The 20538-nt window shown below is 44.6% G+C and carries 21 protein-coding genes; 6 read left to right on the top strand and 15 right to left on the bottom strand.

Features of this window, described 5'->3' with window-relative positions; genetic code table 11:
* Positions 1–3 precede the first annotated feature (3 nt).
* Together BP688_RS05900 and BP688_RS05895 are read right to left on the bottom strand one after the other, a co-directional pair.
* Positions 4–1239 (bottom strand): UbiD family decarboxylase, encoded by a 1236-nt coding sequence (locus BP688_RS05900; RefSeq protein WP_290623865.1) that lies wholly within the window; start codon positions 1237–1239, stop codon positions 4–6.
* 30 nt (positions 1240–1269) lie between these two features.
* Entirely contained in the window at positions 1270–2178 is a 909-nt protein-coding gene (locus BP688_RS05895; protein WP_290596730.1) for a DsbA family protein, read from the bottom strand.
* A gap of 73 nt (positions 2179–2251) precedes the next feature.
* Between BP688_RS05895 and BP688_RS05890 the strand changes: the two genes are divergently transcribed.
* A complete protein-coding gene (locus tag BP688_RS05890; protein ID WP_290623864.1) occupies positions 2252–3463 on the top strand; it encodes an NAD(P)/FAD-dependent oxidoreductase in 1212 nt (403 codons plus the stop codon).
* On the opposite strand, the gene BP688_RS05885 is transcribed toward BP688_RS05890, so the two are convergent.
* Complete coding sequence (locus BP688_RS05885) at positions 3444–4571, bottom strand: hypothetical protein (protein WP_290596728.1); 1128 nt, start codon at positions 4569–4571, stop codon at positions 3444–3446. The genes BP688_RS05890 and BP688_RS05885 overlap by 20 nt on opposite strands.
* A 117-nt stretch (positions 4572–4688) precedes the next feature.
* Between BP688_RS05885 and BP688_RS05880 the strand changes: the two genes are divergently transcribed.
* Positions 4689–5900, top strand: a complete 1212-nt coding sequence (locus BP688_RS05880; RefSeq protein ID WP_290596727.1) for an FAD-binding oxidoreductase — start codon at positions 4689–4691, stop codon at positions 5898–5900.
* A complete protein-coding gene (locus BP688_RS05875; protein ID WP_290596726.1) occupies positions 5897–7003 on the top strand; it encodes a (Fe-S)-binding protein in 1107 nt (368 codons plus the stop codon). Before BP688_RS05880 ends, BP688_RS05875 begins: the two co-directional genes overlap by 4 nt.
* Here the strand turns inward: BP688_RS05875 and BP688_RS05870 are convergent.
* The gene (locus BP688_RS05870; protein ID WP_290596725.1) at positions 6954–7580 is read right to left on the bottom strand and encodes a PHP domain-containing protein; all 627 of its coding nucleotides are present in this window, start codon (positions 7578–7580) and stop codon (positions 6954–6956) included. The genes BP688_RS05875 and BP688_RS05870 overlap by 50 nt on opposite strands.
* Before the next feature lie 48 nt (positions 7581–7628).
* On the opposite strand from BP688_RS05870, the gene BP688_RS05865 reads away from it, so the two are divergent.
* Positions 7629–8510: a hypothetical protein gene (locus tag BP688_RS05865; RefSeq protein ID WP_290596724.1), complete on the top strand. Its 882-nt coding sequence runs from the start codon at positions 7629–7631 to the stop codon at positions 8508–8510.
* Here BP688_RS05865 and dsrJ read toward each other — a convergent pair.
* The 10 genes from dsrJ to BP688_RS05815 all read right to left on the bottom strand — a co-directional run bounded on the left by dsrJ (position 8507) and on the right by BP688_RS05815 (position 19401).
* The gene (gene dsrJ / locus BP688_RS05860; RefSeq protein WP_290596723.1) at positions 8507–8935 is read right to left on the bottom strand and encodes a sulfate reduction electron transfer complex DsrMKJOP subunit DsrJ; all 429 of its coding nucleotides are present in this window, start codon (positions 8933–8935) and stop codon (positions 8507–8509) included. The genes BP688_RS05865 and dsrJ overlap by 4 nt on opposite strands.
* Entirely contained in the window at positions 8925–10595 is a 1671-nt protein-coding gene (gene dsrK, locus BP688_RS05855; protein WP_290596722.1) for a sulfate reduction electron transfer complex DsrMKJOP subunit DsrK, read from the bottom strand. Before dsrK ends, dsrJ begins: the two co-directional genes overlap by 11 nt.
* Before the next feature lie 10 nt (positions 10596–10605).
* A complete protein-coding gene (gene dsrM / locus BP688_RS05850; RefSeq protein ID WP_290596721.1) occupies positions 10606–11607 on the bottom strand; it encodes a sulfate reduction electron transfer complex DsrMKJOP subunit DsrM in 1002 nt (333 codons plus the stop codon).
* Positions 11604–12794, bottom strand: coding sequence for an NrfD/PsrC family molybdoenzyme membrane anchor subunit (gene nrfD / locus BP688_RS05845; protein ID WP_290623862.1), 1191 nt, complete (start codon positions 12792–12794; stop codon positions 11604–11606). The genes dsrM and nrfD overlap by 4 nt, the downstream gene beginning before the upstream one ends.
* Positions 12795–13601, bottom strand: coding sequence for a sulfate reduction electron transfer complex DsrMKJOP subunit DsrO (gene dsrO, locus BP688_RS05840; protein WP_290596719.1), 807 nt, complete (start codon positions 13599–13601; stop codon positions 12795–12797).
* A 357-nt stretch (positions 13602–13958) separates the two neighbouring features.
* Positions 13959–14915, bottom strand: a complete 957-nt coding sequence (locus BP688_RS05835; protein WP_290596718.1) for an electron transfer flavoprotein subunit alpha/FixB family protein — start codon at positions 14913–14915, stop codon at positions 13959–13961.
* Positions 14915–15658, bottom strand: coding sequence for an electron transfer flavoprotein subunit beta/FixA family protein (locus BP688_RS05830; RefSeq protein ID WP_290596717.1), 744 nt, complete (start codon positions 15656–15658; stop codon positions 14915–14917). Before BP688_RS05830 ends, BP688_RS05835 begins: the two co-directional genes overlap by 1 nt.
* Before the next feature lie 75 nt (positions 15659–15733).
* Positions 15734–17710, bottom strand: coding sequence for a 3-hydroxyacyl-CoA dehydrogenase/enoyl-CoA hydratase family protein (locus tag BP688_RS05825; protein ID WP_290596716.1), 1977 nt, complete (start codon positions 17708–17710; stop codon positions 15734–15736).
* Between the two features lie 9 nt (positions 17711–17719).
* The gene (locus tag BP688_RS05820) at positions 17720–18208 is read right to left on the bottom strand and encodes a Zn-ribbon domain-containing OB-fold protein (RefSeq protein ID WP_290596715.1); all 489 of its coding nucleotides are present in this window, start codon (positions 18206–18208) and stop codon (positions 17720–17722) included.
* A 5-nt stretch (positions 18209–18213) separates the two neighbouring features.
* The gene (locus BP688_RS05815; RefSeq protein WP_290623860.1) at positions 18214–19401 is read right to left on the bottom strand and encodes a thiolase domain-containing protein; all 1188 of its coding nucleotides are present in this window, start codon (positions 19399–19401) and stop codon (positions 18214–18216) included.
* A 183-nt stretch (positions 19402–19584) separates the two neighbouring features.
* Here BP688_RS05815 and BP688_RS05810 point away from each other — a divergent pair, with 183 nt between their 5' ends.
* The gene (locus tag BP688_RS05810) at positions 19585–19926 is read left to right on the top strand and encodes a DUF555 domain-containing protein (RefSeq protein WP_290596713.1); all 342 of its coding nucleotides are present in this window, start codon (positions 19585–19587) and stop codon (positions 19924–19926) included.
* 66 nt (positions 19927–19992) lie between these two features.
* Positions 19993–20292 carry a hypothetical protein gene (locus BP688_RS05805; protein WP_290596712.1) on the top strand — a complete coding sequence of 100 codons (300 nt, stop codon included), beginning with the start codon at positions 19993–19995 and terminating at the stop codon, positions 20290–20292.
* 12 nt (positions 20293–20304) lie between these two features.
* Here BP688_RS05805 and BP688_RS05800 read toward each other — a convergent pair whose 3' ends face one another.
* Positions 20305–20520: a TRAM domain-containing protein gene (locus BP688_RS05800; RefSeq protein WP_349677322.1), complete on the bottom strand. Its 216-nt coding sequence runs from the start codon at positions 20518–20520 to the stop codon at positions 20305–20307.
* Positions 20521–20538 lie beyond the last annotated feature (18 nt).

Here is a 20538-nt window from a genome sequence, read left to right as displayed (position 1 = left end):
TTTTTAACCCTTATCAATCCGTTTAAACTTCACTTCCTCTCCAAGCGGCATTGTGGCATCTAAGCCCCATTTTGAGGTAGTTTTCTCTGCTGATGGGTCGAGACTGCTACCTCTTGCCCCTTTTATAACGATGAAGTCTTTATCTGGCTGGAACCTCGTTGATATGGCGAACTCGATGTCACGGTAATCGAGGATATCTATGTCTTCATCAACCACAACAACACCTTTCATGCTGGGATTTGCTGCAAGAGCTGCAAGGATTGCATTCTTCGCGTCTCCCTCCGATTTTTTCTCTATCTGGACTACGCAGTGGAAGTAATGGCAGCTTCCGGGAGTGGTGATTACGTTCTTCACCTTGCAAACATTGGATACGAATTTGTAGATTACTGGCTCGTAGGGAACTCCCATGAACATCTGGTGCTCCATACTGCCGGGAGTGATAGAGTAGTAGATGAAATCGTCCTTAACGTACATTTCATCGAAGATGAGTTTGGGTTCATCTCTCACCTTGTCATACGTGCCAGTGATGTCTACAAATGGACCCTCTCTAACTCTTTCGGCAGTTATTCTTCCGAAGAGAACTATTTCGGAGTCTGGAACAAGCAGGTCTCCTTTCTTATAAAGTTTCAGTCCGTTCATAAGCTTCGAAGCGTAATTGAACTCCTCCCCTACCGGAACCCTCGTGGATGAGGCGAGAAGGAAAAGAGGGTGAACTCCGATTGCTACAGCAACCTTAAGTTCTTCTCCTCTCTCAACCGCATCCTTCCACATCAGATATGTATGTCTTGGTGGTACAAGACGAATTGCAACAGATGACTCATCCAGAACCATCATCCGGTGTATACTGGCGTTGTAGTGCTCCCCCTTTGCAATCACTACTCCTGCCGTGATATATCTTCCACCATCCTTCGGGTAGTATTTCAGGATTGGTAGGTCGTAAAGGTTGACACCCCCCTTTCTCACATCAAGCCGGGAAAAATCGTCAATCTCAACTTTTGCATTCTTTTTTTCAATTTCAGCAAGCTCTCTGGCTATGCTGTAGGCATCTATACCAAGATATCTGGATAGAAGCTGGCGGTTACAAACAAAGTTCTTTGCAACTTTCTTTCCTTCGACATTAAGGATCACGGGTTTGTCTGATAGGTTCTTACTTTTCAAATAACCTGTTACTTCATCATGTTTCAGTTCGACATTGATTTGGATAGGTTCTACTCTCTTAATAGCATCTCTGAGGTTCATAAAAATTGAAGTCTATTTTAATAAATAAAGTTATTGAAGCTCTTGATCAATCAGCTTGGCAAACTCCTCATATGGCATGTATCCAACAACCTTCTTGCCATTGATGAAGAACGTCGGAGTGCCAGTGACGCCGTAGCTCCTTCCATCCTGCAAGTCCTTGTCAACCTCTGATTTGTATTTGCCAGAATCCAGACACGCCTTGAAGGCTGTTACGTTCAGGCCAAGCTGTTCGGCATACGAGTATAGCATGGAGGTGTTGGACATCCACTCTCTTTGATTCTGGTAGAGTATTTTGTGGAATTCCCAGTATTTGCCCTGTTCTCCTGCACAGTTTGCCGCTTCAGCACCTTTGTAGGCAATATCCCCATGCACAGGAAAATCCCTGTATACGAACCTGATCTTATCTCCGTAGTTCTCCAGCAACTTATCCTCGACCTCGTTTGCGAATTTTGCGCAGTAGGGGCAGGTATAGTCGCTGAACTCAACGATAACGACTTTTGCATCCTCCGAGCCTATGGATGGGTCATCATCCACGCTGACATTTATCCTGTTCCCTCCTGCTCCTGTTTCGCCATTGGTTTCCTGCTCTGACAGGGAAATAATACATCTCGGATCGTTGAGTAGTAACATTGAGCCGTTGGCAGTCATGAACATTGATTGACTTGTAAGTGTACCTTTATCATTGTAAAACTCCAAATTCAGAAGGTATATTTCACCATAAGGCTGGGTTTTTGTGACCCTTACGTTAACATCGGGGTAATTCGCATGAACCATTGAGTTAATTTTCTCAACGGCCTTTTCGAGAGTTTTATCAAAATCCGCACCCGGTGGATTTGCCTCGCAAGCTTGAGGAGCGGGATTTTGCGCTCCTACGACAATGTATCCGACCAGAACTCCCACAATAAGGCCTATCACTATTCCCACTGCCAAATCCTTCATGAGTCATACATCGGTGTGGGGATATATATAGGTGTGGGGTGAATTTTTTATCTCTCATGCAAATTCAGGGTGGATGAAAATTGCAGTGGTCGGAGGAGGGCTTACAGGACTGAAGGCGGCGAAGGAGCTTGCAGAATACGCTGATGTGAGAGTTTTTGAACCTCATGAAATCGGAGGTCTGGTGGCGGCTTGGGGCGACAGCTTCAAAATTGAGAAGTTCTATCATCACTGCTTTCGTGATGACCACTATCTAATTGAAGAAATAAAGAGATGTGGCCTCAAATTGGTCTGGAAAACCGCCAAAACTGGGTTTGCTGTTGCTGGTAAAATTTATCCCTTGAACACCCCTTTTGAAATACTCAGATACCCCTACGTGAGTCTGGTTGATAAAATAAAGCTCGCAAAATTTACGATCCGGAGCAGAAAGCTGAACTATGAGTATTTCGACGATATTGGTGCTATAGAGGGGATAAGGAAAGAGCTTGGGGAAAATCTTCTTGAAAAGTTTTTCATGCCCCTTTTAAGGTCAAAATTCGGTGAAAATGCCACAGAGGTAAGCTACGCATGGTTGCTCGGCAGGGTGGCAATAAGGAGTAACAGAAAGTTTTCTGGGGAGGAAATAGGCTATATAAGGCACGGTTTTTATCAGCTAATTGAGAAAATGGCGGAGGGTCTTGAGATTGTAAGGGAGAAAGCTAAGATCAAAAAAGGGGCAAAGTGGGAGGTGAATGGCGAGCCATTCGATGCAGTCATTTTCACCGCTCCCTTACCTGAGCTTGGAGAGTTAAAAGAAAGGCTCGGAATTCCTGAAGTAAAATATCAGAGCTCGGTATGCGCTCTTGTCGGAGTGGAGAGAAGCTTAACTGAGAGCATCTACTGGACGAACATTGCAGACAAAATGAGTTTTGGGGCTGTGATTGAGCACACGAACTTCATGCCCTTCGAAGACTACGGAATACATCTTATATACCTTGCAAGCTACTCGACACCCGAAGGAAAACTCTTCAGCATGGGTGAAGAGGAAATTGCGAGACTCTTCCTTTCCGAGCTGCGTAAACTGGGCATGGACGAGAAAGATATCAGGTGGATAAGGATTTTCAAGGCAAAATATAGTGGTCCAATCTATGAGAAGGGATACAAGAAAAAAATAACACCTTACAAGGTGGCGGACGGTTTTTACATAGCCGGAATGACCTCAAGGCCAAACTATCCGGAGAGGAGTATGAATGGGAGTATAAGAGCGGGGCTTGAAGTTGCAGAGGAGATCAAGAGAGACTTCCTATAATCTTCTCCAAAATCATCGCGAGTCTGACTCTTGCATATTCAGCAAATTTTTCTTCAAGCATAATTTTTGTTCCGGTAATCCTGCAAAAGCCCTCTTTTTCAGCTTTGAAAAGATGCTGTCCAGCTTGATTGAGAATGGGGTAGATGTCTGAGTGTGTCAGAGGGTAGGTTATGGCAAGGAATTCTCCCACCAGTTCACGTGGTATTTCTGCATAGCCAAACTTGAGAATTGCCTCAACAGCTTCTCTTGCGACTCTGTACTCTTCACCCATTTCGTAACCATAGGGGGTGTATGACTTCAGCCTGAATGCAAGACCCATTTTGCCCAGTTCTCCAACAAGCTCAATTGCATCGTCATTAAAAACGGAGTTCACGATGAACTGGCAGAGAAGGGTTTTTGGATGAACTTCATTAGTATATCTCATCTCTTCGAGAGGAAATTTTTTCATGAAGTTTAGAAGAGATTTTAGGCTGTAATCTTCTGGTTTTTCGTATATATTTCTCACAGTAAGTGATTCGGAAATTCCGAGAGCTATAATATAGTTTCTCGGATTTTCAGCCAGTCTCTTAAGTTCCTCTTTGTTCTTCATAATCCTTCTTAGAACAACTTTCTTCGCTGCTGCAAAACCTTCATGAGTTAGAGATGCGAACATTTCTGGATTTAACTTAGGTTTGGAGGAAGAAGTGACGAACCCGAGCATTTTCAAGTCTGTGATGGATGTTTTAAGTGGGCTATAACTGATATCCTTCTCATAAATCTCCCTAACTACGTAGAGGTAGGCAAGGGAATCTTCGATCGCCTTAACCTGCATGCTCGGATTCCCAAGCTCTTCAAAACTCTCAGATGGAATTTCAATTTTAAAACTCTTGCAGAACTCCTCAAGAGAAATGCAACCCTCACAATCTCCTATAACGTAAATTTCGCGGAAAGGGTATGATGTAAGCCTTTCAACGCATGATTCGTAACTTCCAGCAAAGATGTCAATCCCAATCCTTTTTCTGAGAATTGCGATGTCTACCCATCCTATAGGAACCTTAAAGGGCGAGATTGCTCTGTAACCTGCTCTTCTCAGGCAGTCGGCAAGTTTATTTCTCAAATCGAGATACATGGTCTTGGTTGGTCAGAAGATTAATGTTTTTTTGGACAGGTAAAAGCTGTAGAGAGGATATTATAAACAATAAATCATTTTCGCAAAAAGTTTTTAGTTTGGAAGCTAATTCTCATCATGGATTCATTTAAAATGGAGTTATCACGTTCTGTTAAAAGATACGATTTTCATCCTATTCAAAGAATGCTGTATTCTCAAGATTTAATCAGGATTTCTCCCTTTTTGAAAAGATTTATAAAATATCCTGTCTGTATTGTCCAGCCCGAAAGCGATGAGGAGGTTTTGGCGACACTTGAAATTAGCAGAAGGTTCAAAATTCCAGTAGTTCCGCGAGGTGCAGCAACTTCAGCCTATGGTGGTGCCACGACGCTCAAAAACTGTATGGTCATTGATTTTTCGAGAATGAACAGCTTTGAAATTAAAAATGGATGCGCTGTCGCGGAAAGTGGTGTGGTGTGGCTTGACCTTGAAAAGGAGCTTAACAAGGCTGGCTACGCACTTAGAGTCTATCCAACCAGTGCACCAGCATCAACTGTTGGGGGTTGGATAGCACAGGGTGGCTATGGGGTTGGAAGTCTGAGGTATGGTGATATAGGAAAAAATGTTGAGTGGATAGAGGTTGCAGATTTTGACGGCGTGAAAAGGGTTAAGGGAAATGAGTTGAAATACTATGTTGGGTTGTTTGGAACAACAGGGCTGATACTCAGAGCATGTCTAAAGCTGAGAGAAAACAGAGAGCCCAGTAACTATGCCGTTAAATGCAGCTTTAAGGAGTCTCTCAATCTTATAGAGGGAGCGTATCATGCATCTTACATGAACAGAAGTCTGAGTAAAATGGTTGGTTGTGGAGACGCCGAATCACTTTTATTGAGCTTTGAAGATCAGAAATCAGACTTAGATTTCGATGTTGAACTTGGCAATAAAATCTGGAAGAGGAGATTTTACCTGCTTAAAGCTGCAAAGAATGCTAACATAATTTTCACAGAGGCAGTATTGCCCTACGAAACTGTATCGGAGTTCTATCAAAAAGTAGGTAACCTTGCGATCAAGGCGATATTTACCCAAGACTGTGTGGTAATGCTTGGAATTCTTCCGGAAAGAGGATACTACAGCACGGCTTTGAAGGTTGTAAAATTCATAAAAATGGCAGAGAAGCATGGTGGAAGAGCATACGCGACAGGTATGCTGTTTCCTCATAAGAAAATCCTCGACGAAGATATTAGAGACTATAAGAAGGCTGTTGATCCTGAGAATCTGCTGAACCCCGGAAAAGCAATGCAAAGTAATGCAATTTCGAAGTTAATAAGGCTCGCGGAGATGATACCATGAACATCCAAGAAATAGCAGCGAGGTGTAGCAGGTGCGGATACTGCAACGTCTGTCCAACTTACCGCGTTGAGGGCTGGGAATCCGTATCACCGAGGGGAAAGATTCAGATTGCCCTTTCTTTTCTGAATGGGAATATTAAAATTGATGCAAGGACTGTAAAGGACATATTCAAATGTTCTGTCTGCGGGTTGTGCGAAGAGGTATGTCCAATTGATCTACCCCTAATCGATTTCTGGGAGGAATTGCGATATGTAATGTCCAAGAACGGATATGCGCCTCTCTCTGTCCACAAAAAGCTTAAAGAAATTACCTACAGATACTTTAATCCATACAGTGGGGATCAGGATAGAAGAGATGAATGGGTGAATTTTGAGATTAAACCGTCAAAAACTCTTTATTTTGCGGGTTGCACAGCAAGTTTCAAACTTCAAAATCTGGCCAAAGCTACTGCAAATGCCCTTAACAAACTTGGCATCGAATTTACCATTGCCGGAAGAAACGAATACTGCTGCGGCTCACCATTTCTGAGAACAGGGCAAAAAGATATCTTTGAAAAATTGTTTGAGAGGAACCTTAGATATTGGGAGAGAGCAGGGATAGAGAGAATAATAACTTCCTGTCCCGGATGTTACAGAACGATATCTCGTGATTATCCAAGGATTGCGGAAGAAAAAGGACAAGAGTTCAACATAGAGGTTGTTCACACTGTGTCCATTCTTGAAAGGATGGGTAGATTTGAGGAAGTTGAGAAAAAGGTTAAAGGAACGTATCACGACCCCTGTCACCTTGGAAGACACATGGGAATGTATGATGAGCCAAGAAATGTTATAAGAAAGCTTGGCATCGAATTCGTGGAAATGGAGAGAACGAAAGAATACTCGCTTTGCTGTGGTGCTGGAGGTGGTTTGAGGAGCCAGTTTAAAGAGATATCTTTTGAAATTGGTAAACAGAGGGTTCTGGAAGCGATGGAGACCGGTGCAGAATACCTTATAACCTGCTGCCCCTTCTGCGAGTATCACCTCTCAAAGTCCGCGGAAAAACTTGGAAACAAAATCAAAGTCGTTGACTTAGTTGAAATAGCAGAAAAGCTAATCTCTCCTTAAACGATGCTCTCCTACCGTTGTAACTTGCAGTTAAAAGTGAACTTAGCACGTCATGTGTCTCGGGCAGTAATGTTATAGCCATACCAACCGAATTTGCAGAGTGCGCGTCACTGCCAGCTATTCCAGGTTTTGAGAATTTCTTTGCGTATCTTTTTGCGAGAAAGTTGAAGTAGCTCTTAGAGTTAAAGACTTCAACACCGTCAACAACCTTGAAGTCAGCAACTCTCAAACTCCCCCCACGAATAAAGTCGAAGGGGTGAGCGAGGAAACACACACCTCCAAGAGTTCTTACCCTCTCGCATGTCTCCTTCATACTCATCTTTGGCTCAACGTCTTCTATTATTCCGTAGGCAAGCAGATGACCGCTTGAGGTTGTTATCTCGCATCCGGGAATAACTCTGAGAGGAAGATGTTCGTCCTCGGTAACTTCAATAGCCTCAAGAGACCCCTGAACAGTGTCGTGGTCTGTTATGGATATCACATCTACCTTTTTCGAAACAGCAGCATTCAAGATGGTTTTAACATTATCCCTACCATCGCTGATGGAAGAATGCACATGAAGTTCTGCCCTAAGCACATTACGACTTGACATCAAGTTTTTTATCATTTCCGCCCAACTTATTGTATGGAAGTGAAGCCGATAGCTTTTGACTCAATGGGTGTCAGGAGTATGGCTACTTTTGTGAAAACTAAGGATGTCAGCATTCTCATTGATCCCGGAGTCAGTCTCGCTCCCAAGCGCTACCGCTTACCCCCTCACAGAATTGAACTGGAAAGGATGAATTTAAAATGGGGAGAAATAAAAGCATATCTTGTTGAGAGTGATGTGGCAATTATAACCCACTACCACTACGACCACCATGACCCAAACGAGGTTGAGATTTTCAATGGAAAGAAGCTTCTCATAAAACATCCAACTGAAAACATAAACAGAAGTCAGAAAGGCAGAGCAGCTTACTTTTTAGACCAACTTAGCAAGACGGAGGTTGAAATAGACTACTGCGATGGAAATAGCTACTCTTTCGGTAATACGGATGTTGAGATTTCCGATCCAGTTTTTCACGGTGCCGACAGCAGGCTGGGTTTTGTTGTTGAGGTTTTCGTGGATGATGGGGAGAGCAGCTTCCTCTTCTCCTCTGACGTTGAGGGGCCAAATAATGAAGATCAGTTAACATTCATGCTTGAAAAGTCTGCAGAGGTGGTGTTTATTGATGGACCGATGACCTACATGCTCGGCTACCGTTACTCGCAGAAGGCTTTCGAAAATAGCATTGAAAACTTAAAAAAGTTGATTCATGAAACGGATGTCAAGAAACTCGTTCTCGACCACCACCTCACAAGGGATTTGAAATGGAGGGAGAGGATGGCTGATGTGTTTAGGAGCGGAGAGGAAGCTGGAGTAGAGGTGATGTCTGCAGCGATTTTTGCGGGCGTTGGGGAAGAACTGCTTGAAGCGAAAAGAGCTGAGCTTTACAGGCAAGACAGAGAAGGAAAAACTAAAAATTAGGAGAAAAACTTGCTGAGACTGTCAGTCCCTTGGTACTGTGGTTTTTCGATATCGGGAGTATAATGGCAGTCCCAGCACTCGGGATGTATACCCACGTAGTCATGGCACTGATCGCAAAACTCTTCCTTGCTGTCATGGCAGCTCCAGCAGGTATTGGTGGAAGCGTGATATTCTTCACCGGTCGTAAAGCTGTGGTAGATTCTTCCTCCCTCTGCCCCATGCCTTATTGCCTGAGTTCTCCACTGCTGAAGCAGTAGCATGTGGTTTGCTGCCATCCACTTTGAATCCTCAACACACTCGCCTGCTGGCTTTTTCAGTTCAGGTTCGTAGCCGAAGCTTCCAGCCATTGCGTTGTACCAGTAGGGTGTAAAAAATCCCACGAGAAATATCAGTATCAGCGGGATTACGTACTTTTTATTGTACATCTTCTTCACCTCCCAGTGGCTCACCTCTCAGGTCATACTGCCTGTCTTCAGGTTTCTCACCGAACGCTGTTAGAACTAAAGCATTTCCGACCATTTCCATTGGTCCTCCGACCTCAATTGGTATCTTCCAGTATTCGAGGGCATGCGGGAACTGAGCCTTGTCAATGGCACAAGGGGTAAGGAGTATGTTCACACCGTATTTCTTGTAAACGTGCCTCACTGCCATCATTCTTGGCATAACTCCACGCATTCTCAAATCCATAATCTCGTCAGCAAGCATACCTCCTCCAGCACCACAGCAGTAGGTCTTGTCCTTTATCGTGTGCTCCGGCATGTCATAGAACTTGTTCATGACATTTCTCAAGACGTATCTTGGCTCCTCGACCATACCCATTCCTCTCGCAACATTGCACGGGTCGTGGTATGTTGCTGTCCAGTGGTCATTTCTGCTTTTGTCAATGGTTATTTTATTATGCTCGATTAGTGCAGCTGTGAACTCAAGGATGTGTATCCATCCATGTTCACCTGAGGCATAACTGTCAAATCTTATCCCTCTCAATCCTTCAGCAAGCTCGCCTAAGTCTGGATTCTCCCAGAACTTCTTCCACTCTTCGTTCTTTGGCGGATTATTCATGGTGTTGATGAACTGGTGTTTATCTCTCCACATGTGCCCGCACTCTCCTCCAATGATAAAGCTAACTCCAAGCCTCTCAGCCTCCTTGTAGATTTTGGAGTTGAGCAGTTGTGCAGCCTCATAGCTGTGGAATGTACCAAAGTTACCTCCTTCACTCGCATACGTTGACCATGTAATTGTTAATCCGTATTTCTCTTCCAGCTCGTTGAAGAGCAAAAGATAGCCGAGCATAACGAACCAGTGCGGTGTGGCGAAGTAATCTGCGGAAGGGGCGACAAAGAGTACATCTGCCCCCTTCTTGTTGATATACGTATGCAAGTCAAAACCCGTTACATCCTTAAGCTCCTCAAGTCCCTGCTGTATGGCACCTACCATACCTCCAGGAAGTAGACCAAGGTGATTACCAGTTCTCGCTGACGCCTCAATTGAAATTGTCATAAACCTCTGATTCAAGCCAATTCTGCTCAGAATTCTTCTCAGCCACCAGACAATTTCTGCGGTGTCAATGCCATAGGGACAGAAAAGACTACATCTTCTGCAGAGAGAACACTGATAAGCATAGTAGTAAAGTTCCTTCACCACATCCTCGGTGAGCTCCCTTGCTCCAGCCCATTCGCCAAATATTTTGCCTGAGGGTGTAAAGTATCTTCTGTAAACAGATCTGATGAGTTCAGCTCTCCCAACTGGCATGTTCTTAGGATCGCCTGTGCCTATGTAGTAGTGACACTTATCGGCGCATGCTCCACATCTAACACAGATATCCATGAAGAGCTTGAATGCTCTATTCTTCTCCAAAGTGTCTTTCATCGCCTCAAGGAAGAGTTCCTTCCAGTTTTCAGGCAGTTTTAGATCATGGAGATCTCTTTCTACGTCACCAAATGGCATTTTGAAGAATTCTGAATCTACCTGCTTGGGTGTGGAAAGATAGCTTGTCCTACCCTCTTCAAGTTCTTTAACGGGTTTGAGCATCTCTCTCCATTCTGGAAATCTTTGCCTTATCTCAATCTTTTCGGGCATTTCTTCCATCACAATCACCTCACAATTCCTCGGGAACTATCTTGTAATCGCTTTCTGCAATTTCGTCAAGCTGATCGGTGTACATGCTGTAGTAAGTGTCCCAGTCAAGCTTCTTTGAAGTGAAGGTCATACCACTCACCGTAATTCCCTTTGTCAGTATCGGCACTGAAGGATCGCTATCCCACGGATTTATGTGCCTCTTTGCTCTGTTGTCGTTAGGCATGTTTCTTGTTGGTGTGAAGAGAACACCTCCAGCATGCATTAGTTTGCTGAAGGGGAAATAGGCGAGAAGGAAACTTGCAAGAGCGAAGTGGATATAGAAGATCGGTTCAATGCTGTCAGCAATTGCAGCAGCCTTTCCGACATTGAAAACCATCAGGTTCATCAGCAACTCTTTGACCGCTGCAAGGTCTGCCTTGAAGAAGTATCTCATAATGTTTCCGCTAATCGTTATGGCGAGAAGCAGAATTAAGGCGAAGTGGTCGCTTGGAAGACTGAGAGTTCTCTCTCTTGATAGAAAAATTCTCCTGAGCCATAGTAAAAACAATCCTGCGACTATTGCAAGGCCTGAGATGTACACTGATGGGATAAACACACCTTTGAATGCTTCAATCTCGCTAAGCATCTCTACGAATTCTGGAACAGGTTGAAGGAAAAACCTTGAGTGCCTGATAAGTACGAGGAGCAGTGAGTAGTGGAAGAGGATTGCAAAAAGCCAGAGCCAGCGCGCATCCTTCTGAGAGGCTCTGTCGAGGTAATACCGCGTATTCTTTAGCAGGCTTCGGAACATAAATATCTCAAGGATCATTCTTCCAACAGTTTCCCACCATGTGTAAGGGGAATCGAACCTGTCGTAGATCGTTCTTTTTATGAAAGGAAAGGATTTCTGCTGTCCTCCTGTGGTAGGTATCTTTAGCGGCACGGCACTGTTCGCCCAATTGACAAATCTGTAGACAACTCCCGCGACGAATATCGCGACGGCGATGTATGGCACAATGACACCGAATATCACTCCTATCATTCTTCTACCACCTCCTCGACTGCCCTTTCAGGAATCAGTGCGAACAGTTTAACTCCAACCACGAAAATCAGATAAACCATGGCAATCAGTCCGATTATCTGAAGCCACTCGAATATTGTTGGTGTGTAGGAAACAACGTAGCCTTCGAGGGTGTGGAGAGATTCAAGTTCATAACCGGGGAGATACTCTTCCGGGAAAACCTGTCCCGGAATGATGAGGTAGAACCTCTCTGCGAACACCAATGCAGCGTGGAGGATACCTGCTACTGAAATCCAGCGGAGGTCGTAGCCGGTTTTGGGATAGAGTATTATTATCGTTGGGATTGCGATACCAAACACGACGAGCAGCCAGAAACTCCAGAAAACTCCGGTTCCGGGATTGAGGAATACAAATTGAACCGCCTTGTGAAGTCCAGGGATGTAGCCCTTCTCCAGCCCTTCAACGGCGAGGAAGTAGCCCAGAACCATCATAAGCCCCGCAAAGATCAAGCCAAGACCTCTGATGAGAGATGGGTCTAATTCTCTGTTTGTGAACTTGAAGGTGAAGTAGAGGGTTGCCAACAATAGACCAAGACCTGAAGTTATGGCACAGACGATGAACATTGGTGGTGTCAATGCAGAATGGTAAAGCTCTTTGGAATACATAAAGCTGTAGATTGCTCCAGTACCGCTGTGAACCAGAACTGCCCAGAAAACAGCCAAGCCTGCCATGAACCTTGTAGCTCTCTCCATTTCCTCAAACTGAACCAGCAGGTAAATTGAGCAGATTACGAAATAGCTTGAATACAGAAAGGCATTCCACGAGAAGATTGAAGTCGGGTTGAAGTATTTGACTGCATTCATGAAATGGTATAGCTTTCCAATATCGAGTGCGATGCTCAGAATTGCAGCAATGATCCAAGCTGCTGCCATGTATGCAGCAATCCTGCTGAAGACTTTGTACTTTTTAATGTTAAAAACTCCAGCCAGAGCAGAGACTATCAACGAGCCTGCACTCAGACCAATGAAGTAGGGGATTCCAGCGTTGACTATACCCCAAGGCACTCTGTTGCTCAGTCCGTTAAGCCCCCCGATTTCATGGTCGAGAACATAAGCATAAAAACCCGCACCGGTAACAACTGCAAGGATTATGACTAAGGCAATGTACTGAATTGAGTCACCCTCAATTTTCTTGAATTCCACCGCCATTTACTCACCTCCAAGTTTGAGATAGAAAACGTGCGGATCAGTTCCGAGGTTTGCTCTTAGCTGCACGGGCATGTTTTCTCTCAGAATCTTTGCAATTTCGCTGTTCGGGTCTTTTACATTACCGAAAACCAGTGCTCCTTTCCCAAATTTGTGACACGCTTCAACGCAAGCTGGAACAGGCTCTTCTCCCTTTGCAATCGCTTCATCAACCCTGTGTACACAGAAGGTGCACTTCTCAACCACACCCTCGGTTCTCATCTGAACCTTTGGATTGATCTCCTCAAGCCCCTCTCTTGGATCAAGAAAGTTGAAACTTCTCGCCCCGTATGGGCAGGCTATCATGCAGTATCTGCAACCAATGCAGCGGTGCATATCAATCTCTACAATCCCATCAGGTCTCTTGAAGCTGGCTTTAGTCAGGCAGACTTGAACACATGGTGGATACTCGCAGTGGTTGCAGAGAAGCGGAATGTAGAATTCCTTTGCGTTTACTGGCTTTTCCAGCTTTAGTTTGGCTATCCTCATCCACTGCGGATCAAACCTTTTCTCCTTGAACTCTGGAACGTTGTTCTCCTTGTCACATGCGACAACACATGGTGGTTTTACTTTTTCATTTCCTGTTTTGGCTATCAACTCTTCCATGCACTCAGTGCACTTGGCAACGTCAACAGCCATGCCCCACCGCCTTTTTGCCTCTATTTCTTCTGCCGCCTCTACGAACTGTGTTTTTGCAGAAATTTGCGTTGGTAAAATAGTTCCTGCTGCAACTGCTCCGGTTAGTATCAGAAATTTACGTCTCGACATCATGTTTATTCCTCCAGATTTCATGTTTTATTCCAATGGATTACGTCTCTAATTTCCCAGTGGGGAGTATATTGGGCTTATATTAACCTTTTGTTTTTTAACCTCAGATTTTCCGGATGAAATGTTGGGGGAGAAATTTCATTATAATGATAATTACAATATTTTCATTTATTTATAGGAAAAAAGTTTAAATACAATGAGACCCTATTAATATTAGGTGAAAAATCATGCCAGAGGCCAAACCGGTTATCGAGATAAAAGACGTTCTCATTTTGTCAGTTGGCACTCTGGTTCTTCTGTTGTTGCAGTTACGGTTGGCTTAAAATCTTTTTAAAAATAAGAATAAATTTAAGGGGAGACTTAGGCTCCTTTTATCTCCTTCAACTTCTCGATCAGCTCAGGAACAACGTCAAACAAATCTGCTACAACTCCGTAATGTGCAACTCCGAATATAGGCGCTTCTGGATCCTTGTTTACGGCGATGATTAGCTCACTATCTTTCATGCCCATGACGTGCTGGAAGGCACCGCTGATACCGAGAGCAAGGTATAGTTTGGGTTTAACGACCTTTCCTGAAATACCGACCTGTCTATCCTTTGGCAACCATCCGTTATCAATTACCGGTCTGCTTCCAGCCACAACGCCACCCAACAGATCAGCAAGCTCCTCTGCCAGCTCTATGTTGGACTCATCCTCAATGCCCCTGCCGACCGAGACGATTATATCAGCCTGTGCAATGTCAACTTCTCCAACTTCTGGTTCAATGTAGCTGACAAATTTCCTCTTTGATTCTCTGGATGGTTTGATTCCGGCGTCAACGATTTCTCCACCAACTTCAGTCCCTTCTTTGAACACACCCTGTCTGATTGTCAGAACACAGGGTGTTGATTTGAGCTTCAGATCAACCATAAGCTTACCCTGCATGAGATACCTTGACGCCTTAACACCATCGCTCACATCTACTGCTACAACATCTGTGGCAATCGGAGCATTGAGCTTTGCAGCAAGGTAGGGGGCAAATTCTCCACCCTGAGCAGTATTGCCAACGAGAATAATATCCGGTTTCTCTCTCTCAATGAGCTGCAACAGAACATCAACATAGAGGTCGGGTGTGTAGTTCTCGAGGCTGTCATCCTCAACCTTCCAGACCTTGTCTGCATACTTTGCAAGCTCCTCGGCATATTTGCCAACATCTTTACCAATCACGACAGCCTCGCTGCTACCATCACCCTTGATTTGGTTGGCAAGGTTGAGTAGCTCGATGCTGAGCGGGTTAAGCTCGTCAAATCTATATTCAGCAACACAGAACACCTTCATTATATCAACCCCCTCTCTTTCAGAATCTCAATAAGCTTCTCGGCTACCTGTGATGGATCACCCTCAATCATCTCCGCCTTCTTGACGGGTGGCAGATACATTTTTTCGATTTCAAGTGTTGAAATGCTCGGAGAAACGCTGACCTCTTTCATCTCCTTCGACTTTGCCCTCTTGATACCCATGATTGAAACGTATCTTGGCTCGTTTATACCGCTCTGGATGGTAATGACACAGGGAGTTGGAAGTTCTACCTCTTCAAGATATCCACCTTCCAGTTCTCTCCTTGCGATTACCTTTCCATCCTCAACCTTAAGCTCGGTTGCTGCCGTTGCTACAGGAAGGTCTAACATTGCAGCCAGCAAAACACCGACCTGTGCATTGTTCAAGTCTTGACTCATTAAACCTGCAAAAATCATATCAAACTGCTCATCCTTTATTGCCTCTTTTATAACTTCTGCAGTCGTGTAGGCGTCAAAGGATGTATCAACTGGGATTTTTATCGCTCTATCTGCTCCCATTGCAAGGCACTTTCTCAGCGTATCATCGCAGTTGGTTCCAACACCCACTACAACAACCTCTCCGCCCTTGTCCTCTTTTATTCTTATTGCCTCCTCTACTGCATATCTATCCCAGTCGTTTATATCATAAACAAGCCCGCTCTGGCTGACGCTTTTGCCATCGCTCGCAACACTAATCTCCGATTCCGGGTCGGGGGCGTGTTTTGCAAGCACTATAATTTTCATTCAACCACCTCCAGCCCATCATGACAAAGCCTGAATAAAAAACTTCCTATTTTTAAAAATTTAAGGGAGAAAATTTTACTTTCCTTTGAACTCTGGTTTCCTTCTCTGGAAGAAGGCTGAAACACCTTCCATTACATCCTGGGTTGAAGTCGCAATTCCGAAGTATGCGGCTTCTATAACCTGTCCGATCTCAGGAGGCAGTTCATAGCCAAAGTTGATCGCGTACTTGGCTGCTCTCAGGCTTATTGGTGGACCTTCGGCAAGCTGTTTTGCCAGTGCCATAACTTCTTCTTCAAACTTCTCAGGTTCAACTGCTTTGTTTACGAGTCCAATCCTTTCAGCCTCATCAGCGTCAATTCTTTTTGCAAGCATTATCATCTCCTTTGCCTTTGCCATCCCTACGAGTTTTGGAAGTCTCTGAGTTCCGCCCCATCCGGGTATCAGTGCGAGGCTAAGTTCTGTTAGACCGATTTTCGCACCTTTTTTCATGATCCTAAAGTCACATACCATCGCAAGCTCACATCCACCGCCAAAGGCGTATCCATTGATTGCGGCAATGACAGGTTTTGGAAATCTCTCTATCTGCGTGAAGACCCACTGACCCTTTGCTGCGAGCATCATCGAGTTTGCTGGAGCCAACCCGGATGGGTCCTGCATTGCAGTCTGAAGATCGAAGCCAGCCGAGAAGGCCTTATCACCCGCGCCAGTCACAACGACAACCCTGACATCCTCATCCTTCTCAAGTATCCTGAATGCTTCGAACAGTTCATCAAGAGTTTCCGGGGAAAGGGCGTTCAGCCTCTGAGGTCGGTTTATAACAACTTTTGCAATCTTGTTCTCAACATCCTTCTGAATTTCAATATTCTTGAAGGTCATTTCCCCCTTTCCATAGCTGTAGAATCCTTCGCCGCTTCTCTCTCCAAGCTTGCCCTCGGCAACCATCTTTTTGAGATACTCGGAGGGTTTTAGAATTTCGAAACCCTTTTCCTTGTAAAGCTCTTCGACCTTTGAGAGAATAACATCAAGGCCAATCTCGTCACCGAGCTCGCATGGACCCTTTGGCATATTCGTTCCGAGCTTCATTGCGGTATCAACATCCTTTGGTTCTGCAACATCCATTGCGATAATGTCGGCAGCGATGTTGACCATCGGAGCTATCAATCTTAATGCATCGTACTTCCCAGCCAGCTCCTGAGGTATTTTTGGTCTTCCTGCACTCCAGTCGTAGAATCCCTTACCTGTTTTCATCCCAAGCTCTTTGGCCTCGAATTTCTCAGCAAGGAGCTTTGATGGCGGAACGATGTCCCACTGCTGACCTGCATGGTAGAGAATGTCCAGTCCAACAAAATCAGACAGTTCAATTGGACCCATCGGGAAGCTGTATTTATACACCATTGTGGCATCAATTTCCTCTTTGGTAGCGACTCCTTTCTCTACATCATCAATTGCCAAAACCAGGTATGGCACAAGAATTCTGTTAACAATGAACCCTGCGATGTCCTTCTTAACTACGACAGGAACCTTGCCGATACTCTTTACGAATTCGACACCGAACTTTATCGTCTCATCGCTCGTCTTTTCACCCTTTATTACCTCAACCAGAGCCATTACTGGTGGTGGGTTGAAGAAGTGTAAACCGAGGAACTTTTCTGGCCTGTCGGTTGAGTTTCCGAGTTCTGTGATGCTCAAACCAGAGGTGTTGCTCGCAAATATACACTCAGGCTTCGCATACTGCTGAACTTCTGCGAAAACCTGCTTCTTTAAATCCATTATTTCCGGCACAGCCTCAATGACGAGACTTGCGTCTTTCACAGCCTCTTCCATTTCGAGGGTGAAATGTATTCTACCGAGAATCTCTTTTGCCTTCTCTTCGGTCATCTTGCCCTTGCTCACAGCTCTCTGTAGGTTCTTCTCAATTGCAGCCCTACCTCTATCGAGGAATTCCTGCTTTATATCCCTTACCCAAACCTCGTAGCCCGCGGTAGCGCACACCTGAGCAATACCGCTACCCATTGCTCCAGCGCCAAGAATACAAACCTTCTTTACATCCATACTATCACCTCAAATTGGTGCTAACTCATACATAAGATAGCCCTCTTTCCTCCTGCTGACCTGAACCTTTACCCTCTGACCCGGTTTAACCTGCTGCGGGTCACCGCTATACCAAGCAAGGATTCTTGGCCCATCATCGAGCTTCGCAATCGCTACTGGATAAGGGTCGTACTGCCCGAAAGATGGAGGTTTAACAAAGACGACAGTCATCGTTTCAAGTGTCCCCTCTTTCTTCAGCTCAACCCACTCAATGTCAGAATCAAAGCAGCTTGGACAATCCTTCTGCGGGGGGAAGAATATTCTGCCACACTTCTTGCATTTCGTGGCCATTAATTTGCCCTCTCTCAACCCTTCGTAGAAAGGCTTGATGTTCTCAACTGAGATTATGTAGCGCAACCTGAGTTCTCTCATGTCCACCCACTGCATTGCTCCACTCTTCTCGTCAACGATAACTGGGAAACCAAATTCTTCCATATTCTTCTTCACTTCCTCATTCATCATACTCACCTCTTTTCAAGCCCGTAGATCGTCACGTAGGTGTAATGTCCCGTTCCCCCGACATTGTGAGCCAACCACCTACCCTTGTTGATGTCAGCCTGTCTTCCGGGTTCTGCCTTTTGCAGTAGTTGCTTGTATGCTTCGACTGCTTGACTCACCCCAGTTGCACCAATTGGGTGACCCTTTGCTTTGAGCCCTCCATCAATGTTGACTGGTATCTTTCCTCCGATATATGTCTGCTCGTCTCTGATGAGCTTATATCCTTCTCCTCTCTTACAGAATCTCAAATCCTCGTAGGCGATGATTTCTGGAGCGGTAAAGCAGTCATGCACATTTGCCCCATCGAGATAATTCGCTGGATCGTCAATGTCAATTCCAGCCATCTTGTAAGCCTGCTCTGCTGCGTATCTGGCTGATGCGAGGGAAGTAAACTCCTCTCTCCTGCTAAGATTGGCGGTGCCTGTACCAACACCTTGACCGAGAATCCAGACCTTCTCATCGATTCCAAGCTCCTTGACCTTTTCTTCACTTGCAAGAATCACACATGCTGAACCATCGGTGATTGGTGAGCAGTCAAACAGCTTGAATGGCCAAGCGATGTATGGACTCTTCAAAACAGTCTCAACGTCTATTTCCTTCTGGAACTGGGCGTAAGGATTCTTTGCTCCGTAGTAGTGGTTTTTTACCGCAACTTTTGCGTAATCTTCTTCAGTGGCACCATACTTCATCATGTAGGCAGTGCCGTGAAGGGCGTAGTAGGCGGGGAAGGTGAGGCCAAAGTTCTCGAATTCCCAGAAGTAGCTTCCGAATCTTCCTATCAGCTCTATTACATTGGGGTTTGGCGACTCCTGCATTTTCTCAACTCCAAGAATCAAAGCTAAGTCGACCATTCCTGATTTGACTGCGGTGTAGCCCACCCTAAGAGCAGCACTCCCACTTGCGCATGCTGCTTCAACCCTCATAGAGCCCTTTGGGGCGAGGTCAGCATACTCTGCAATAAGCGCAGGAATTGCTGCCTCACTGCTCCACATTCCCGCATTGCTAACAACAAAGAAGTCTATATCTTTTGGTTCCAAATTTGCAGTCTCAAAAGCTGGTTTCATTGATTCCCAGCATAGTTCGGCGATGTTCACGTCCTTCCTTGTTCCAAACTTGGAATGTCCTATACCTATAACAGCAACGTTCTCCGACATCGAAAGGGTCTTAGCTGCGCACCATATAAGTCTTTCTTGATTTTATATCTGTTTTAAGCCTATATGATTTGAAAAAATTTAAATTTGGAACAGATGTAAATTATAAATCTTACAGTTTAAAATTCGTATCTAAATCCCAAGTAGAGGTGATAATTTATATATCCGCGAGACAAGATGTTTTGGATGCCGGATTACCTCGTTATCCTTCAGGCTGCATGGATTGTAAAGAAGGCAAAAAGCCCTGAAGATGCGATGAACATAGCCGTTGCAGAAGCTGGTAAGAAACTCAATCCTGACTTAGACTTTGTTAAGATAGATGTCGGTGACACAGCGTGTCCAAAATGCGAGGCTCCCCTCAAATCAGTATTCATGGTTGCAGGAGTGGCACTTGTTGGTTTAATCCTCGAAATGAAAGTATTCAATGCAAAGAGCGAAGAACATGCAGCCAAAATCGCAAAATACGAAATTGGGAAGAGGATGCCAAGAATCCCCTTAGAGGTTATTGAGGTCATCATTCTCGATTGAGTATGTGTGGGTAAGGTTAATGACTTGCTAACATAATTTTTATAAAGGTTGGTGACAACAATCATCATGGTGTTCAAAAAGTTGAAAGCGGAGGCTGAGATAGTATTGAGACATCTACTGGTACTTAAGACTGTAATGGAAAAACAGCCAGTCGGGATTTTTAAATTGTCAGACATTTTGAACATGCCCAAACACAGGGTCAGATACTCCCTCCGTGTACTTGAGCAGTCTGGCATAATAGTCCCGACGCAGTACGGTGCAATGGTGAAGGATGAGGGATACGACAAAATCGAAGAGATGAAAAGTGAAATTGAAGAAATAAAAAATATATTGGGAGATATTGAAGACCTTTTAAACAAGCTTTAACTTTTTAATTTTTTATTCAACAACTTCCGCAAAACCGTATTTGCGAAGAACCTTTGTTATTCTTACTGTCACAACGTCGTCAACTTTCACTCCCGGCACAAAGATAACAAAACCATCAACCTTTGCTATTCCATCTCCTTCTGAGCCAAGAGCTTCAATTCTCACTTCCCTTATGTCTCCCACTTCTACAGGCGGCTCGCGGCCAAATTCACGTCCAAATTCGCTCAATTCAAACACCTCATTTTC

This window comes from Archaeoglobus sp. UBA230, from assembly GCA_002507545.1.
Lineage (GTDB): Archaea > Halobacteriota > Archaeoglobi > Archaeoglobales > Archaeoglobaceae > Archaeoglobus.
Note: the sequence above shows the minus strand (reverse complement) of the source record. Positions and strands in the feature narration are given on the sequence as shown.

Bases quoted from the DNA above. Each gene is read 5' to 3' on its own strand.
- BP688_RS05900 (WP_290623865.1), bottom strand. From the start codon at position 1,239: ATGAACCTCAGAGATGCTATTAAGAGAGTAGAACCTATCCAAATCAAT.
- BP688_RS05895 (WP_290596730.1), bottom strand. From the start codon at position 2,178: ATGAAGGATTTGGCAGTGGGAATAGTGATAGGCCTTATTGTGGGAGTT.
- BP688_RS05890 (WP_290623864.1), top strand. From the start codon at position 2,252: ATGAAAATTGCAGTGGTCGGAGGAGGGCTTACAGGACTGAAGGCGGCG.
- BP688_RS05885 (WP_290596728.1), bottom strand. From the start codon at position 4,571: ATGTATCTCGATTTGAGAAATAAACTTGCCGACTGCCTGAGAAGAGCA.
- BP688_RS05880 (WP_290596727.1), top strand. From the start codon at position 4,689: ATGGATTCATTTAAAATGGAGTTATCACGTTCTGTTAAAAGATACGAT.
- BP688_RS05875 (WP_290596726.1), top strand. From the start codon at position 5,897: ATGAACATCCAAGAAATAGCAGCGAGGTGTAGCAGGTGCGGATACTGC.
- BP688_RS05865 (WP_290596724.1), top strand. From the start codon at position 7,629: ATGGAAGTGAAGCCGATAGCTTTTGACTCAATGGGTGTCAGGAGTATG.
- dsrJ (WP_290596723.1), bottom strand. From the start codon at position 8,935: ATGTACAATAAAAAGTACGTAATCCCGCTGATACTGATATTTCTCGTG.
- dsrK (WP_290596722.1), bottom strand. From the start codon at position 10,595: ATGGAAGAAATGCCCGAAAAGATTGAGATAAGGCAAAGATTTCCAGAA.
- dsrM (WP_290596721.1), bottom strand. From the start codon at position 11,607: ATGATAGGAGTGATATTCGGTGTCATTGTGCCATACATCGCCGTCGCG.
- nrfD (WP_290623862.1), bottom strand. From the start codon at position 12,794: ATGGCGGTGGAATTCAAGAAAATTGAGGGTGACTCAATTCAGTACATT.
- dsrO (WP_290596719.1), bottom strand. From the start codon at position 13,601: ATGATGTCGAGACGTAAATTTCTGATACTAACCGGAGCAGTTGCAGCA.
- BP688_RS05835 (WP_290596718.1), bottom strand. From the start codon at position 14,915: ATGAAGGTGTTCTGTGTTGCTGAATATAGATTTGACGAGCTTAACCCG.
- BP688_RS05830 (WP_290596717.1), bottom strand. From the start codon at position 15,658: ATGAAAATTATAGTGCTTGCAAAACACGCCCCCGACCCGGAATCGGAG.
- BP688_RS05825 (WP_290596716.1), bottom strand. From the start codon at position 17,710: ATGGATGTAAAGAAGGTTTGTATTCTTGGCGCTGGAGCAATGGGTAGC.
- BP688_RS05820 (WP_290596715.1), bottom strand. From the start codon at position 18,208: ATGAATGAGGAAGTGAAGAAGAATATGGAAGAATTTGGTTTCCCAGTT.
- BP688_RS05815 (WP_290623860.1), bottom strand. From the start codon at position 19,401: ATGTCGGAGAACGTTGCTGTTATAGGTATAGGACATTCCAAGTTTGGA.
- BP688_RS05810 (WP_290596713.1), top strand. From the start codon at position 19,585: ATGCCGGATTACCTCGTTATCCTTCAGGCTGCATGGATTGTAAAGAAG.
- BP688_RS05805 (WP_290596712.1), top strand. From the start codon at position 19,993: ATGGTGTTCAAAAAGTTGAAAGCGGAGGCTGAGATAGTATTGAGACAT.